Origin of the sequence: Streptomyces sp. NPDC088785 (assembly GCF_044750685.1) — a bacterium.
Taxonomy (GTDB): Bacteria; Actinomycetota; Actinomycetes; order Streptomycetales; family Streptomycetaceae; genus Streptomyces.
Window position 1 is genome coordinate 315,240 of the sequence record NZ_JBIVKH010000007.1, and the last position, 15,760, is coordinate 330,999.

Sequence of the window (15,760 nt, forward strand, 5' to 3'; positions counted from 1 at the left end):
ATGAGCGCAGACGGTCAGGGGACGCAGCAGACGCAGCACTGGTTCGACGACGACGCCGGACCCGTCGTGCGTCCGTACGCCATGACGCGCGGCCGCACCACCAGCGCGGGCCAGCACCGCCTCGACCTGATCGCGGTCGTCGTCGCGCAGCAGCGCGGCGGCGACCCGGTCGCCGACCAGACCCTGTCGCCGGAACACGTCGACATCGTCGAACTGTGCCGCGACAGCCCGCAGTCGGTGGCCGAGCTCGCCGCGGAACTCGACCTTCCCATCGGTGTCGTCCGCGTCCTGATCGGCGACCTCGTCGACGACGAGCTGGTCCACGTGACCCGCCCGGTGCCCCCGGCGGACCTCCCCGACGAAAGCATCCTGCGCGATGTGATCGACGGCCTCAGAGCCCTCTGAACGGCGGCCCCGCCCACGCACGACGGCCGCCGCCACCTCGCCCCCCCCCCGCACGACCGGACCAGTCAGGTCAGTCAGGCCAGTCAGGCCAGTCAGGCCAGTCAGCCAGTCAGGAGAGACAACCCATGATCTTCGGGCGTTCCGAGCGCGGCAGGGCCCCCGTCGAGCCCGTCACGCTCAAGATCCTGGTGGCCGGCGGATTCGGCGTGGGCAAGACCACCCTCGTCGGCGCGGTCAGCGAGATCCGGCCGCTGCGCACGGAGGAACTGCTCAGCGAGGCCGGCCGCCCGGTGGACGACACCCAGGGCGTCGAGAGCAAGCACACCACCACCGTGGCCATGGACTTCGGCCGGATCACCGTCCGCGAGAACCTGGTCCTGTACCTCTTCGGCACCCCCGGCCAGGACCGCTTCTGGTTCCTGTGGGACGAGCTCGCCACCGGCGCGCTGGGCGCCGTCGTCCTCGCCGACACCCGCCGCCTGGAGGACTGCTTCGCCGCCATCGACTACTTCGAGCGGCGCGACATCCCCTTCGTCGTCGGCGTCAACTGCTTCGAGGGCGCGGCCCGCTACCCGACCGACACGGTGCGCCAGGCCCTCGACCTCGACCCCACGGTGCCCGTGGTGCTGTGCGACGCGCGCGAGAAGGAATCCGTCAAGCACGTCCTGATCGACATGGTCGAACACGCGGCCGCCGTCTCCGCGCGGCGCCGCGAGCCGGCCGTCACCTGATCCGTCCGCTCCCGTCAGCTCCCGGCTGCTGCCGTCTGTAGCCGGCCGTCGCGCACGCGCGCGGAGAGACACTCTCGCCTCCACGCGCGCGTGCACATGCTCCGTGTCCGGGCCTACACGTCCTCCTCGTGCCAGCCGAGGCTCTTCTCCACCGCCTTGTGCCAGTTGTGGTACTCGCGGTCCCGGGCCTGCGCGTCCATGGACGGGGTCCACTCGACGTCGCGCCGCCAGTGCGCCTTCAGCTCGTCCAGGTCGTTCCACACCCCTGTGGCGAGCCCGGCCGCGTACGCGGCGCCCAGGCACGTCGTCTCCGACACCTTGGGCCGGATCACCGGCACGTCCAGCACGTCCGCCTGATGCTGCATCAGCAGATTGTTCCTGGTCATGCCGCCGTCGACCTTGAGCGTCGTGATCCGCACCCCCGAGTCCTGGTACATCGCGTCGACGACCTCGCGCGTCTGCCAGCTCGTCGCCTCCAGGACGGCCCGTGCGAGGTGCGCCTTGGTGACGTACCGGGTCAGCCCGGCGATCACCCCGCGCGCGTCGGAACGCCAGTAGGGCGCGTACAGGCCGGAGAAGGCGGGCACGATGTACGCCCCGCCGTTGTCGTCGACGCTCGCGGCCAGCGTCTCGATCTCGTCGGCGGTCCTGATGATGCCGAGCTGGTCCCGGAACCACTGGACGAGCGCCCCGGTGATCGCGATGGACCCTTCGAGGCAGTACACCGGCGCCTCGGAGCCGATCTTGTACCCCATGGTGGTGAGCAGCCCGTTCTTCGAGGGGACGGGCCGGTTACCGGTGTTGAGCAGCAGGAAGCTGCCCGTGCCGTACGTGTTCTTCGCCGTCCCCGTGTCGTAGCACGCCTGCCCGAACACGGCCGCCTGCTGATCGCCGAGCGCGGAGGCGACGGGCACCCCGGACAGCTGCCCGACCGCCGTGCCGTACACCTCGGCCGACGAACGGATCTCCGGAAGCACCGCCTCCGGCACCCGCATCGCCGAGAGGATCGAGGTGTCCCACTGAAGGGTCTCCAGGTCCATCAGCATGGTGCGGCCCGCGTTGGTCACATCGGTGACGTGCACACCGCCGTCGGTGCCGCCGGTCAGGTTCCAGATCAGCCAGGAGTCGATCGTGCCGAAGGCGATCTCGCCGCGCTCGGCCCGCGCCCGGAGCCCCGGCACGTTGTCCAGCAGCCAGGCCGCCTTCGGCCCGGAGAAGTAGCTCGCGAGCGGCAGACCCGTCTGCTCACGGAACCGGTCCTGGCCGTCGGTGCCGCCGAGTTCGGCGCAGAGCGCCGACGTCCGCGTGTCCTGCCACACGATGGCGTTGTGCACCGGTTTGCCGGTCGCGCGGTCCCACAGGACCGTGGTCTCCCGCTGGTTGGTGATGCCGAGGGCGCTGAGCTGGTCGGCGCGCAGGCCCGCTTTGGCGATCGCGCCGGCCACGACGGCCTGGACCTTGGACCAGATCTCCGTGGCGTCGTGCTCCACCCAGCCGGGCTTCGGGAAGATCTGGCGGTGCTCACGCTGGTCGACGGCGACGATCTCACCGGCGTGGTCGAAGATGATGCAACGGCTCGACGTGGTGCCCTGATCGATCGCGGCCACGTACTTCACGGAAGTCCCGGGCATGGCTACCCCTTCGTGAGAAGTCGGTCGTGCGTGGATCGGGTGGCGGGACGGCGCGGCGCCGGGCCGGCCGGGCCCCGCGGCCCCTTCAGAACGCTGCGTTGTAGATGACGCCCGCCAGCGCGCCGCCGATCAGCGGACCGACGACCGGCACGAAGGCGTAACCCCAGTCGGAGGTGCCCTTGTTGGGGATGGGCAGCAGTTGGTGCACGATGCGCGGGCCCAGGTCGCGCGCGGGATTGATGGCGTACCCCGTCGGCCCGCCGAGCGACAGGCCGATGCCCACGACCAGCAGCGACACGACCAGCGCCGTCGTGCCCGACTCGCCCAGCCCCTTGCTGAGCCCGAACGCCAGGATCGGCAGCACGAGCGCGATCGTCGCGATGACCTCGGTGAGCAGGTTGGCGACCGGGTTCCGGATCTCGGGGATCGTGGAGAAGATGCCGAGCGTCGGCAGCGGACCGTCCCCGTCGGCCGCCGTCGCGTCACCGGCGACGCCCGCGTTGGCGTTGAACTGCGCGAGATACACCAGGTACGCGAGGACGGCGCCGAGCATCGCGCCGACCATCTGCCCGCACAGATAGACCCAGACCTGGTCCCAGTCGCCGGTGTCGATGGCGATGCCCAGCGTCACGGCGGGGTTGAGGTGGCCGCCCGACAGGGGCGCCGCCGTGTACGCGCCGGCCAGGACGCCGAACCCCCAGCCGAACGCGATGACGATCCAGCCCGAGGCCCTCGCCTTGGAGTGTTTCAGCGTGACGGCGGCGCAGACGCCCGCGCCGAACAGGATCAGGACAGCGGTGCCGATGAGCTCACCGACGAAGATGTCTGCGTTGCTGTGCATAGCGGCTCCTAGCCCCTCGCCCGGAGCGGCGCGCCCCGGTCCTGTGCACAGAGGGCGTTCCCCCCGGCTGGTTCTGGCGACTTCCGCCGGGGCGAGGGAGATCCCGTACCCTGCCCGGCGTCCGTGACGAGCGTGCCCGCACAGCCGGAACCGCGCGTGGGGGAGCGGCCCCGACCTGCCACGACCGGACAGGGGGCGCCTCGGGAACGGCGAGCGGACCCGGGGCGTCGGAGAGGGGCCGTCATGCGGCGAGGCCGACTGACACCCGGAAGTGTTCACCGGCCGTACAGGAGCGTCAAGGTCGCCGACCGCACCGGTTGGCCGGGGGTGCGCGGTTCACCAAGTGCCGTGTCCCGAAGGGGTGTTGACGGCACCGTCCCGACGTGCGCGAAGCCCCTGAAGTGCCGTGTCCCGAAGGGGTGTTGACGGCAGCGTCCCGACGTGCGCGAAGCCCCTGCCGCGTCACCTCGGCGCTCCGCCGCCCCGCCGCACCGGCGCGCCGTCGGGCCCGGCCGGCGCCGCAGGCCCGCGCCGGCCGGTCAGCGGACCGCCACGACCGACGATCCGTGGCCGAAGAGCCCCTGGTTGGCCGTGATCCCGACCCGCGCCCCGGCGACCTGCCGCGCCCCGGCCGTGCCCCGCAACTGCCAGGTCAGCTCGCATACCTGAGCGATGGCCTGCGCCGGTACCGCCTCCCCGAACGACGCGAGGCCGCCGCTGGCGTTCACGGGGATGCGGCCGCCGGGCGCCGTCGCCCCCTCGCGCAGCAGCTTCACCGCCGCCCCTTCGGCACACAGCCCCAGATCCTCGTACCACTGCAACTCCAGCGCGGTGGACAGGTCGTAGACCTCGGCGAGCGACAGGTCCTCGGGTCCGACACCGGCCTCCTCGTAGGCGGCACGCGCGATGGACGACCGGAACGAGGGGCCGTCCGGCCCGGCTCCCGCCGCCGAGTCGGTGGCGATGTCCGGCAGGTCCAGCACCGTGTTCGGATACGTGGGTGTCACCGTGGACACCGCTCTGATCCGGACCGGATCGGCGGCTCCGTGCCGCCGCGCGAACGCCATGCTGGACAGGACCAGGGCCGCACCGCCGTCCGACGTGGCGCAGATGTCCAGGAGCCGCAGCGGATCGGCCACGACGGCGGAGGCGGCGACCTCGTCGGCCGTCACGGCCGCGCGGTACCGGGCGTTCGCATTGAGCGCCCCGCAGGCCGCGTTCTTCACCTTGACCCGGGCGAAGTCCTCTAGCGTGTCCCCGTGCAACGCCATCCGGCGGCGGGCGTACAGGCCGAAGTACGTCGGATTGGTGGCACCGAGCACCCGGAACCGCAGCCAGTCCGGATCGTCCGGCCGGTCGCCGCCGGCCGGCCGGAAGAACCCCTTGGGCGCGGCGTCCGCCCCCACCACGAGCACGACGTCCGCGAGGCCCGCGAGGATCTGCGCCCGCGCCGTGGCGATGGCCTGCGCACCCGAGGCGCACGCCGCGTACACGCTGGTCACGCGGGCCCCCTGCCAGCCCAGCGCCTTCGCGAACGTCGCCCCCGCCACATAGCCGGGATAGCCGCCGCGCACGGTGTCGGCGCCCACCACCGACCCCACCTCCCGCCAGTCGATCCCCGCGTCGGCGAGCGCCGCCCGCGCCGCCGCGGTCCCGTACTCCACGAAACTCCGTCCCCACTTGCCCCAGGGGTGCATGCCCGCGCCGAGCACCGCCACGTCCCCCGTCATGCCGTCACCCCCGTCGGCCGCCAGTGCCAGGTCGTCCAAGCCGTGCCGCCCGCCTCGTCCCCCTCCTCGCCGAGCAGCCCCGGTACGACCTCCACCTCCATGCCGATCTCCAGATCGGCCACGGACACCCCGGGAACCCCCTGCCCGAGCACCACCAATCGCTCAGCAACGAGCTCCACAGCGATCAACGTGTAGGGCTCCCAGGAAAGTTCCCGGTCCGACACGTACGGTTCCGGCGGCCGGTAGCGCGCATCGGTGTACGACCAGATCCGCCCGCGTCGCGAGAGCGGCACCTCGACCAGGTCGCCGCCCGCGCACCCGGGGTTGCGGCAGGCCCCCTCCTCCCGGGGGAAGAACACGGACGCGCAGGCCGAGCAGCGCGTCCCCAACAGGCGGAAGTCCTCACCCTCACCGGCGAACCACCCGGCCACGACCGGTGTGCGCGTACGCGTCACGAACCCTCCCGACACCGAATCTGACGGAACGTCAGAAGTGTGCCACGGGTGGCCGCCCGCCGTCAGGGGGCCCGCGCGACCGCGTGCGGGCTCAGCGCCCGGTCAGCGACCTCCGCGCGACGGGGAAGTCGAAGTACGTGTCCGGGAACAGCTCGGGCTTGTAGGTGAAGTGCCACCACTCCTCGGGCAGGTTGACGAACCCCTGGGCCGACAGCGCGTTCCGCAACAGGTCGCGGTGGGCTCGCTGCACCCCCCGGACCCGGGGGTCGTCGGTGTGCGCCAGCGTGTCGAAGCAGTCGAACCCCGTCCCCATGTCGAGGGAGTTGTCGGGGAAGCGCTCCCGCTGCGGCCCGTAACAGGGCTTGAGGGGCTCGCCCGGCAGGTACGGACGCGTGGGCCGCGCCGGCAGCCGCACGACCGTCAGATCGACGGTGGAGCCCCGGCTGTGGCCGGACTTCTCGGCGATGTAACCGTCCGCGAACAGCCGCGTCTTGTCCACCCGCGGATAGAACTCCGCCTTCATGTCCTGATCGCCGAGGTCCTCGGCCCACCGCACGAAGTGGTCGACGGCCCGCTGCGGCCGGTAACAGTCGTAGACCTTCAGGGAGTAGCCCCGCTTCAGCAGCCCCTGCTGCGCCGTGCGGAGCGCCCGGGCCGCCGGTGCCGTCAGGATGCACATCGGATCGCGGTAGCCGTCGACCCGTTCGCCCACGAAGTTGTGGGCGGTGGAGTAGCGGATCTCCTGGATGATCGTGGGATCGACGCGGCGGAGCGCCACGAACTCCCCGGGCGCCCTGGGATCGGCGGTCGCCCGGGCGGCCGAGGGGGCGGCGGCCGTACCGAGCAGCGCGGCGGCCGTGAGCACAGCGAGTCTCCGCAGAGCGGCGGCAGTTCGAGTCATGGCCCTGCGTCTATCAGGCGACGGGCCCACCGGGGAAGACCCCGCTCCGGTGATCGGATACAGTCCGCGCCGTGTCCGCATCAACCCCTTCCCCGGTCAACCCCGTTCCGGATTCGCACTGTTCCAGCTGCGGAGCCGCCTACGGGACCGACGTACGCGGCTGGCCGCGCACCTGCCCCGCCTGCGACTCCGTCGCCTACCGCAATCCGCTGCCCGTGGCGATCGCCCTGCAACCCGTGTACGACACGACGGGCACCGCCCTCGTCGTGATCACCCGCACCATCGCGCCCGCGCGCGGGGAGGTCGCCCTGCCCGGCGGCTTCGTCGACGACCGGGAGGACTGGCGGCACGCCGTCGTCCGGGAGTTGCGGGAGGAGACGGGCATCGACGCGGCGACCCGCGACGTCCGCCTCGTCGACGCCATGAGCGCCCCCGACGGCCACCTCCTGCTCTTCGGCCTGCTGCCCGAATGCCCGGCCGCCCAGCTGCCCGCCAGCGAGCCCACGGACGAGACCGACGGATGGCACCTGCTGCGCCGCCCGGCCGAACTCGCCTTCCCGCTGCACACCGTGGCCGTACGCGCATGGTTCGAAGGCCGCTACATCTAGGGCCTGCTCTCGAACCGGACGCCGCGAGGCCGCCCCGCGGGCGACCACGCCGCGCGGCCGCTCTTCGGGCGACGACGGGAGTGCGAAGACAGGCCCCGGCCCCGTCGGCACCACCCGACCCGCTCCCCACCCGGACCGTGCGGGGCCCTCACAGGCCCCGCACCCGCACCGGCCGGCGCGGCGGTCCACCGCCCTCGGCCTCCGCCTCCACGACGACCCGATCACCGCTGCGGTACACCCGGAAACGCTCCATCTCCGGCTCCTCGCAGCCGTCCACGTCGCCCGCGAAGACCCCGCCGCCGGTGCGGCCCGGCGCCGGAGCCCACACGTCCAGAGCGATCCCCCCGCCGGCGGCACGCACCGGAACCACGTCACCCGCGCGCGCGAGAACCGGAATCCGCTCCAGCGGAGCGCTCACCGTCACCCGGCCCGGCCCGTCGAACACCTCACCGGTCACCGTGTCGTACCACCGCCCCGGCGGCAGCAGGACGTCCCGACTCCGCACACCGGCCTCCCACACGGGGGCGACCAGCAGGGAGTCCCCCAGCAAGAAGGAGTCCTCGCAGTCACGCAGCGCCCGGTCCTCCGGCGCCGCCCACCACACCGGGCGCACATACGGAGCCCCCGTATGCCGGGCGACGTGCGCGAGCGTCATGAAGTACGGCAGCAGACGCCGCCGCTCCTCCAACGCCACGCGCGCGTGGGCGAGCACGTCGTCGCCGTACACCCACGCCCCACTCGCGCCGCCGCGCGGCGCCGAACGCGTCCTGAACAGCGGCAGGTAGGCGCCCAGCTGCAACCAGCGCAGGAACAGCTCGGGCGACAGCTCCCCGTCGCCCCCGCCCACGTCCGCCCCCGCGTACGGAACCCCGCACAGACCGAGCCCCACCACCAGCGACAGCGACGCCCGCATCCCCGGCCGGCCCGTCTCGACCTCACCGGACCAGCTCCCCCCGTGCCGCTGCATCCCCGCCCAGCCCGACCGCGAGCACACGAAGGGCCGCTCCCGGGGCTGGAGCTCCCGCAGCCCCTCGTGGCCCGCACGCGCCATGCACGCCCCGTACACGTTGTGCACCTCCCGATGGTCGGCGCCCCGGCCGTCGAGATCGTGCCGGGCCGACAGCGGCAGCGCACGGCCCCCGAGCCCGGCGAACGACAAGGGCTCGGCCACCTCGTGCAGGAACCCCGAGAAACCCTGGGCCAGACGCGCCTCGTACAGCCCGCCCCACCACTTGCGCACCCGCTCCGCCGTGAAATCGGGATACACCGACTCACCGCCCGGGACGACTCCCCGCACCACCCGGCCCGCCATGTCGCGCACGAAGGCGTCGATCGCGCGCCCGCCGTCGTACACGGCGGCACCCCGCTCCGGGACGACCCCCGGTTCCACCACGGACACCAGACGCACCCCGTCGGAGCGCAGATCGGCCGCCAGCCGGCGCACGGAGGAAGGCTCCCCGGCCCGCGGCGTCGCCCCCTTCCGCACCCGGTGAGGAGCGGATTCCAGATGCACCGCGTCCAGCGGCAGACCGCGCTCCCGGTGGCCCGCCACCACCCGGCGCACCTCCCGGTCGGTGCCGACCGCGTCGGCGGCCCCCGACACCGCGTGCTGATGGCCCAACGCCCACGAAGGCGGCACCACCGCACCACCGGTCAACTGCGTCCACCCCTGCAACACCCGCGACGGCGTACCCACCAGGGCCCAGCACCGCAGCGGCCCACCCCGCATCCGCAGCTCGCTCGCCCCGGCGCTGTCGTGCCCCGACCCGCCCCCCTCACGCCCCTCGCGCAGCACCACGGTGCCGTCCCACGTCGTGTCGTGGAACACCAGATGCGTCCCCCCGTCCGCGACCACCAGCTGCACCGGCATCGTCACGGACAGCGGATCGTCCCCCGGACCGGACGCACCGTGCGGAGCCGTGTTCCACAGCCGGTACGTGCCCGCCCGCAGCCGCGGTCCCGAGGAACGCCCGCCGAGCCCGAAGAACCGCGCGTCCGCCGCGACCTCCGACCGCTGCGCCCACCGCGCCTCGCCACCCGCCTCGGGCTCCCACCAGCGCGGCGGCAGATCACGCCGCAGCAGCACACCACCCGGAGTGCACAGCGCGACGGCGCCGTGCCGGGACACCGTCACCGTCGCCCGCTCGGCGACCACCCGCCACCCGCCGTCCTTGTCCGGCTCCAGCGTCACCCGCGCGTCCGGTTCCGGACACCGCCCCGCCAGGGCGTACGACGGCTCGGGATCCGCGCCGTCCCACCCCCAGAAGACGGCCCCCTGCACCGTGACCAGGATCCGCAGCTCGGAACGGGCGAAGCGGACCCGCCCGCCACCGGGCGCGGGCTCCACCCCGACCACCGCCCCCGGCACCCGCGCCCGCGCCTGTCCCTGCCGCGGCAGCCCCGCCGAGTCCGCCCTGCGATGCCGCCACGAGGCACGCACGGCCCGCAGCCCCTGGGCGGCACCCACCTGAGAAACCACCTTCACCGAGCGCACCAGGTCACGACCGTTCATGCTGCTCACCCTGCCACCGACCGCCACGCGCGCGTGCCGCGTTCAACTGCCGTTCACCAGTGGTGCAGACACATCGTCGCGACACGGACTATGTGGCGGACGCCCTGGTGTCGAAGTCGATCACGTGGCATCGTCCGTGTCAGCCGCGTCACGCGCACACCCCAGCCCGTGCGCGCCCAGCACGCTCACGCCGCGTACTTCCGGGAGCCGCCCCATGGACACTGCGAACCCCTCGCCGCTCTGGCAGCCCGATCGGGAACAGATCGCCGACGCACGGATCACCCGCTTCCAGGCCTGGGCGGCCGACCACTACGGAGCACCCGCCGACGGCGGCTACGAGGCACTGCACCGCTGGTCGGTGACCGAACTCGACACGTTCTGGAAAGCCGTCACCGACTGGTTCGACGTGCGCTTCACCCACCCCTACGCGCGCGTGCTCGGCAGCCGCACCATGCCGGGCGCCGAATGGTTCCCCGGCGCCACCCTCAACTACGCCGAACACGCCCTGCGCACCGCGGAGGACCCCGCCCGGGCGGACACCCCCGCCATCCTCCACGTCGACGAGACGCAGGAGCCCCGCCCCGTCACCTGGGCGGAGCTGCGCCGCCAGGTCGGCTCCCTCGCGGCGCGCCTGCGCGCCCTCGGCGTCCGCCCCGGCGACCGCGTCAGCGGCTACCTGCCCAACATCCCCGAAGCGGTCGTCGCGCTGCTCGCCACCGCGGCCGTCGGCGGCGTCTGGACCTCCTGCGCGCCCGATTTCGGCGCCCGCAGCGTCCTGGACCGCTTCCAACAGGTCGAACCGGTCGTCCTGTTCACCGTCGACGGCTACCGCTATGGCGGCAAGGAGCACGACCGCCGCGACACCGTCGCCGAACTCCGCTCCGCGCTGCCCTCCCTGCGCGCCGTGGTGCACATCCCGCTGCTGGGCACCGACGCCCCCGACGGCGCCCTCGACTGGGCCGCCCTCACCGCCGGCGACGAGGCGCCCGTCTTCGAGGAGGTGCCGTTCGACCACCCCCTGTGGGTCCTGTACTCCTCGGGCACCACCGGCCTGCCGAAGGCCATCGTCCAGTCGCAGGGCGGCATCCTCGTCGAGCACCTCAAACAGCTCGGCCTCCACTGCGACCTGGGCCCCGACGACCGGTTCTTCTGGTACACGTCGACGGGCTGGATGATGTGGAACTTCCTCGTCTCCGGCCTGCTCACCGGCACCACGATCGTCACCTACGACGGCAGCCCCGGCCACCCCGGGACGGACGCCCAGTGGGCCGTCGCCGAGCGCACCGGAGCGACCCTCTTCGGCACCTCGGCCGCCTACGTCATGGCCTGCCGCAAGGCCGGCGTGCACCCCGCGCGCGACCACGACCTGTCCCGCGTCACCTGCGTGGCGACCACCGGCTCACCGCTCCCGCCCGACGGCTTCCGCTGGCTCCACGACGAGGTCGGCGACGACCTCTGGATCGCCTCGGTCAGCGGCGGCACCGACGTCTGCTCCTGCTTCGCCGGGGCCGTCGCCACCCTCCCCGTCCACATCGGCGAACTCCAGGCCCCCGCCCTCGGCACGGACCTCCAGGCCTGGGACCCGCAGGGCGACCCCCTCGTCGACGAGGTCGGCGAACTCGTCGTCACCAACCCCATGCCGTCCATGCCGATCCGCTTCTGGAACGACCCCGACGGCAGCCGCTACCACGACAGCTACTTCGACACCTATCCCGGCGTCTGGCGCCACGGCGACTGGATCACCCTCACCTCACGCGGCTCCGTCGTCATCCACGGCCGCTCCGACTCCACCCTCAACCGCCAGGGCGTCCGGATGGGATCGGCCGACATCTACGAGGCCGTGGAGCGGCTCCCCGAGATCCGCGAGTCCCTCGTCATCGGCCTCGAACAGCCCGACGGCGGCTACTGGATGCCGCTCTTCGTACACCTCGCACCCGGCGCCACCCTCGACGACGACCTGCGCTCCCGCATCAAGCGGACCATCCGCGAACAGCTCTCACCCCGCCACGTCCCCGACGAGATCATCGAAGCCCCCGGCATCCCTCACACCCTCACCGGCAAACGCATCGAGGTACCGGTCAAGCGCCTCCTCCAGGGCACCCCCCTCGAAAAGGCGGTGAACCCCGGCTCCATCGACAACCTCGACCTGCTCGCGTTCTACGAGGACATCGCCCGCAAGCGCGCCTGAGCACCCGCCGCGGCAGACCCGTTGTCAGTACCCCCGATTACTCTGAGTGAGCATTGATCGAGCACGCTCAGGGGGAATCATGGCGAACACACAGCACGGCAGGACCACCACCTCGCGACAGCTCCTGCGTCGCGAGGTGGCCGGAACCATCGGCCTGTTGGCGGACGAGCAGGACTTCACGGCGATGCGGCGCTACCGCAGCTTCACCTTCCGCGACCACCAGACCTACCTGCGGCAGGTGGAGGGCCTGCTCAAATCCCTGGCCTCCTCCGGCAGCCACACCAGCGTCGCCCTCTTCGACCCCGTCGAATACGCGGAATTCTGCGCGGAGACCGGCATCGAACCGGACACCCCCACGAGCCGCGGCCGCTTCACCGCCGAACTCGCCTCGACCGGCCCCGCCCTGCCGTACGAGGGACAGCCCCTGGCCGACCTCGTCCCCGACCTCGTCGAGGCGGCCGTCCGCCGGGCCACCTGGACCTACGCGTCCTCGGTCCTCGCCCGCCTGGGCCCCTGCGCGATCTGCCACCAGGACATCGGCCGGATCGCCTTCGCCCGGGCCTCCTATCTCGTCACCCGCGTGCTCGACACGATCGGCGCGGGCACCCACCACCTGGTGTGCAGCGCTTCCACCGGCCGCGACCCGCTCCAGGCGGTGCTCCACGCCGACGCGACCGCACCCGACACCCTCGAACTCGACGAGACCGCGACGCTGGAGCTGACCACCGTCCTCGCCCTGGCCCTGGCCACCGGCAGCGCGTGCGCCCTGGTCGTGCGCACGGCCAGGGCGGGGGAGCGGGACCAGGTGTACGGCTGGCGGGTGAAGGAGGAGAGCCTGCGGAAGCTGACGGCGGCACAGGTCTTCGACGCCTACTGCATCGACGCCTACTCCGGCGAGCTGCTGGCCCCCGAGCCCGACGCCGACTACTGCACCGCGCCGGAGGTGCCCACCACCGACCCGGAGGGCGGGCACCGCCACTGACAAACCCGCCCGGACCGCACGAAGGGCGCCCCACCCGAGGTGGGACGCCCTTCGCGGACCGGCGGACCGGTTCGGCTACTCGCCGGACAGCACGGCCTGAGCGGCGTTGCGCGCCTCTTCGGCGGAGTCCGCGGCACGCGCCGCGGACGCCGCGCGCTCGCACTGGGCCAGCGTGTACTTCCCGAGCGTGGCGCGCACGTACGGGATCGACGCGGCACCCATGGACAGGGAGGTGACACCCAGACCGGTCAGCACGCAGGCCAGCAGCGGGTCGGAGGCCGCCTCACCGCAGACACCACAGCTCTTCCCCTCGGCCTTGGCGGCGTCGGCGGAGAACGCCACCAGGTCGAGCAGCGCCGGCTGCCAGGGGTCCTGCAACCGCGACACGGCACCGACCTGACGGTCCGCGGCGAACGTGTACTGCGCGAGGTCATTGGTGCCCAGCGACAGGAACTCGACCTCCTGCAACACGGAACGGGCACGCAGCGCGGCGGAGGGGATCTCCACCATCGCGCCGAACTTGGCCTGGAGCCCGGCCGCCCGGCAGGCGTCGGCGAACGCCTTCGCGTCGGCGCGGTCGGCCACCATCGGCGCCATGACCTCAAGGTGGACCGGCAGGCCCTCGGAGGCCTTGGCCAGCGCGGTGAGCTGCGTGCTCAGCACCTCGGGGTGGTCGAGCAGCGACCGCAGCCCTCGCACGCCGAGCGCGGGGTTGGGCTCGTCGGCGGGGGTCAGGAAGTCCAGCGGCTTGTCGGCGCCCGCGTCCAGGACCCGTACGACGACACGCCCCTCGGGGAACGCCTCCAGCACCTGCCGGTACGCCTCGACCTGCTTCTCCTCGGACGGAGCGTGCGCGCTGTCGTCCAGGAACAGGAACTCGGTGCGGAAGAGACCGACGCCCTCGGCCCCCGCATCGACGGCCGCCGGCACGTCCGCGGGGCCACCGATGTTCGCCAGCAACGGCATCTTGTGCCCGTCCGACGTGGCACCCGGACCCGACGACGCGGACAGGGCGGCCTTGCGCTCGGCGGCCGCGGCCTCGAGGGAGGCGCGCTTCTCGGCGCTCGGGTCGACGAAGATCTCGCCCGTGCTGCCGTCCACGGCGACGACCGTGCCCTCGGCGAGCTCCCCGGCACCGGGCAGCGCCACGACGGCGGGCACCCCGAGGGCACGCGCCAGGATGGCGCTGTGGCTGGTCGGGCCGCCCTCTTCGGTGACGAAACCGAGCACGAGCGCGGGGTCCAGCAGCGCGGTGTCCGCGGGTGCCAGGTCGCGGGCGATAAGGACGTACGGCTCGTCGCTGTCCGGCACACCCGGCATCGGAACACCGAGGAGGCGCGCGACGATACGGTTCCGCACGTCATCGAGGTCGGCCACGCGGCCGGCCATGTACTCACCGGCGCCGGCCAGCAGCTCGCGATAGTGCGAGAAGGCGTCGTAGATACCGCGCTCGGCCGTGCTGCCGACCGTGATGCGACGGTCGACGTCGGCGATCAGCTCGGGGTCCTGAGCGATCATGGCCTGGGCCTCGAGCACCGCCTGTGCCTCGCCGCCGGCCAGATTGCCGCGCGCAATCAGGTCGGCCGCGACAGCTTCGACGGCCTGACGGGCGCGCCCCTGCTCGCGCTCCGCGTCCTCCGGCGCAGTCTGCTTGGCCGGCGGTTCGAGCACCGCCGTCCCCATGTGCCGAACCTCGCCGATCGCCACACCGTGGCTCACGCCGACGCCTCGCAGCGTTGTCTCCATCTCACCCGTCTCCGATAGTGCGGCGGCTGTGCCGCCGCGTTGATTGTCCTGCGGGCCGTCCACGACGGCCGACTGCTACTTCCAGCCGAACAGCGGCTCGCCCGCCGTGAGGTCGCCGGACTCGACGACGTCGGAGAGCGACTCGGCGGTGGCCTCGAGCGCGACGACGGGGCAGACCGGCGACTTGCCGGCGGCCTCGACGGCGGCGGGGTCCCAGCGCACGACCGCCTGGCCGCGCGTCACGGTGTCGCCCTTGTTGACGAGCAGCTCGAAGCCCTCGCCGTTGAGCTGCACGGTGTCGATGCCCAGGTGCGTCAGCACACCGTGTCCCTCTTCGTCGACGACGACGAAGGCGTGCGGGTGCAGGGAAACGACGATGCCGTTGACGGGAGCGACGGCCTCGGAGGGCTCGCGCACGGGGTCGATGGCGGTGCCGGGGCCGACCATCGCACCGGAGAAGACCGGGTCAGGAACGGCAGAGAGCCCAATGGCGCGTCCTGCAAGCGGGGACGTCACATCGGTCATGGCAAGCCTCCCAGGGGGTGGAGATTGATGGTCGTCGTCACTGCCTGTCCTGGACGACGTACCGTTTCGAAGCGTAAGTCATAAAAAGTCCCGGTTCCGCATGAGAGGTACCGGTTGGCTGATGTAGAGCACCCCGCAAACGATTTGCACCGCGCGCGGGGCCCCATGTACTGTCGTACCTCCGCCAGGGAGCAAGAGGTGCCAACGAGTGCCCGGTCTCCTGCGGCCTCTAAGAGTCGAACCCTACCTCTGGTCTAGACCTGTGCACTCACGGGTGTGGTCGGAGGACAGAAAAAAGACTGCTAGAGTTACGGCCGCCGGAAAGGAAAACGCGAAAGCGGAATCCCGGAAGGCGAAGCAAGACCCCGAGGAAATCGGCCAGTAAAACGGTCTGATAGAGTCGGAAACACGAAAGACCGAAGGGAAGCGCCCGGAGGAAAGCCCGAGAGGGTGAGTACAAAGGAAGCGTCCGTTCCTTGAGAACTCAACAGCGTGCCAAAAATCA

At 72.2% G+C, this 15,760-nt stretch carries 13 protein-coding genes; 5 read left to right on the forward strand and 8 right to left on the reverse strand.

The window, feature by feature from the left end; all coding sequences use genetic code 11:
* Both ACIP5K_RS21965 and ACIP5K_RS21970 read left to right on the forward strand, forming a co-directional pair.
* Positions 1-405, forward strand: coding sequence for a DUF742 domain-containing protein (locus ACIP5K_RS21965; RefSeq protein WP_401411837.1), 405 nt, complete (start codon positions 1-3; stop codon positions 403-405).
* 125 nt (positions 406-530) lie between these two features.
* Positions 531-1,136, forward strand: a complete 606-nt coding sequence (locus tag ACIP5K_RS21970; RefSeq protein ID WP_401411838.1) for a GTP-binding protein — start codon at positions 531-533, stop codon at positions 1,134-1,136.
* A 113-nt stretch (positions 1,137-1,249) separates the two neighbouring features.
* Here the strand turns inward: ACIP5K_RS21970 and glpK are convergent, their stop codons facing one another.
* From glpK to ACIP5K_RS21995, 5 genes are all read right to left on the reverse strand, one after another.
* On the reverse strand, positions 1,250-2,767 hold the full coding sequence (gene glpK / locus ACIP5K_RS21975; RefSeq protein WP_401411839.1) for a glycerol kinase GlpK: 1,518 nt from the start codon (positions 2,765-2,767) through the stop codon (positions 1,250-1,252).
* 85 nt (positions 2,768-2,852) lie between these two features.
* On the reverse strand, positions 2,853-3,608 hold the full coding sequence (locus ACIP5K_RS21980) for an MIP/aquaporin family protein (protein WP_401411840.1): 756 nt from the start codon (positions 3,606-3,608) through the stop codon (positions 2,853-2,855).
* Positions 3,609-4,147: 539 nt separating this feature from the next.
* Entirely contained in the window at positions 4,148-5,338 is a 1,191-nt protein-coding gene (locus ACIP5K_RS21985) for a lipid-transfer protein (RefSeq protein WP_401411868.1), read from the reverse strand.
* Positions 5,335-5,793 (reverse strand): Zn-ribbon domain-containing OB-fold protein, encoded by a 459-nt coding sequence (locus ACIP5K_RS21990; protein ID WP_401411841.1) that lies wholly within the window; start codon positions 5,791-5,793, stop codon positions 5,335-5,337. The genes ACIP5K_RS21985 and ACIP5K_RS21990 overlap by 4 nt, the downstream gene beginning before the upstream one ends.
* Before the next feature lie 91 nt (positions 5,794-5,884).
* Complete coding sequence (locus ACIP5K_RS21995) at positions 5,885-6,694, reverse strand: M15 family metallopeptidase (protein ID WP_401411842.1); 810 nt, start codon at positions 6,692-6,694, stop codon at positions 5,885-5,887.
* A 71-nt stretch (positions 6,695-6,765) separates the two neighbouring features.
* On the opposite strand from ACIP5K_RS21995, the gene ACIP5K_RS22000 reads away from it, so the two are divergent.
* A complete protein-coding gene (locus tag ACIP5K_RS22000; RefSeq protein WP_401411843.1) occupies positions 6,766-7,302 on the forward strand; it encodes an NUDIX domain-containing protein in 537 nt (178 codons plus the stop codon).
* Positions 7,303-7,450: 148 nt separating this feature from the next.
* On the opposite strand, the gene ACIP5K_RS22005 is transcribed toward ACIP5K_RS22000, so the two are convergent.
* A complete protein-coding gene (locus tag ACIP5K_RS22005) occupies positions 7,451-9,814 on the reverse strand; it encodes a glycoside hydrolase family 31 protein (RefSeq protein WP_401411845.1) in 2,364 nt (787 codons plus the stop codon).
* A 214-nt stretch (positions 9,815-10,028) separates the two neighbouring features.
* Here ACIP5K_RS22005 and ACIP5K_RS22010 point away from each other — a divergent pair, with 214 nt between their 5' ends.
* Together ACIP5K_RS22010 and ACIP5K_RS22015 are read left to right on the forward strand one after the other, a co-directional pair.
* Positions 10,029-12,002 carry an acetoacetate--CoA ligase gene (locus ACIP5K_RS22010; RefSeq protein ID WP_401411846.1) on the forward strand — a complete coding sequence of 658 codons (1,974 nt, stop codon included), beginning with the start codon at positions 10,029-10,031 and terminating at the stop codon, positions 12,000-12,002.
* Positions 12,003-12,081: 79 nt separating this feature from the next.
* Positions 12,082-12,984, forward strand: a complete 903-nt coding sequence (locus ACIP5K_RS22015) for a hypothetical protein (protein WP_401411848.1) — start codon at positions 12,082-12,084, stop codon at positions 12,982-12,984.
* 75 nt (positions 12,985-13,059) lie between these two features.
* On the opposite strand, the gene ptsP is transcribed toward ACIP5K_RS22015, so the two are convergent.
* Positions 13,060-14,730 (reverse strand): phosphoenolpyruvate--protein phosphotransferase, encoded by a 1,671-nt coding sequence (gene ptsP, locus ACIP5K_RS22020; RefSeq protein ID WP_401411849.1) that lies wholly within the window; start codon positions 14,728-14,730, stop codon positions 13,060-13,062.
* 75 nt (positions 14,731-14,805) lie between these two features.
* Positions 14,806-15,255: a PTS glucose transporter subunit IIA gene (locus tag ACIP5K_RS22025; RefSeq protein WP_401411850.1), complete on the reverse strand. Its 450-nt coding sequence runs from the start codon at positions 15,253-15,255 to the stop codon at positions 14,806-14,808.
* Positions 15,256-15,760: the final 505 nt, after the last annotated feature.

What these genes read in the sequence shown, in the direction of transcription:
- ACIP5K_RS21965 (WP_401411837.1), top strand. Translation starts at nt 1, where the DNA reads ATGAGCGCAGACGGTCAGGGGACGCAGCAGACGCAGCACTGGTTCGAC.
- ACIP5K_RS21970 (WP_401411838.1), top strand. Translation starts at nt 531, where the DNA reads ATGATCTTCGGGCGTTCCGAGCGCGGCAGGGCCCCCGTCGAGCCCGTC.
- glpK (WP_401411839.1), bottom strand. Translation starts at nt 2,767, where the DNA reads ATGCCCGGGACTTCCGTGAAGTACGTGGCCGCGATCGATCAGGGCACC.
- ACIP5K_RS21980 (WP_401411840.1), bottom strand. Translation starts at nt 3,608, where the DNA reads ATGCACAGCAACGCAGACATCTTCGTCGGTGAGCTCATCGGCACCGCT.
- ACIP5K_RS21985 (WP_401411868.1), bottom strand. Translation starts at nt 5,338, where the DNA reads ATGACGGGGGACGTGGCGGTGCTCGGCGCGGGCATGCACCCCTGGGGC.
- ACIP5K_RS21995 (WP_401411842.1), bottom strand. Translation starts at nt 6,694, where the DNA reads ATGACTCGAACTGCCGCCGCTCTGCGGAGACTCGCTGTGCTCACGGCC.
- ACIP5K_RS22005 (WP_401411845.1), bottom strand. Translation starts at nt 9,814, where the DNA reads ATGAACGGTCGTGACCTGGTGCGCTCGGTGAAGGTGGTTTCTCAGGTG.
- ACIP5K_RS22010 (WP_401411846.1), top strand. Translation starts at nt 10,029, where the DNA reads ATGGACACTGCGAACCCCTCGCCGCTCTGGCAGCCCGATCGGGAACAG.
- ACIP5K_RS22015 (WP_401411848.1), top strand. Translation starts at nt 12,082, where the DNA reads ATGGCGAACACACAGCACGGCAGGACCACCACCTCGCGACAGCTCCTG.
- ptsP (WP_401411849.1), bottom strand. Translation starts at nt 14,730, where the DNA reads ATGGAGACAACGCTGCGAGGCGTCGGCGTGAGCCACGGTGTGGCGATC.
- ACIP5K_RS22025 (WP_401411850.1), bottom strand. Translation starts at nt 15,255, where the DNA reads ATGACCGATGTGACGTCCCCGCTTGCAGGACGCGCCATTGGGCTCTCT.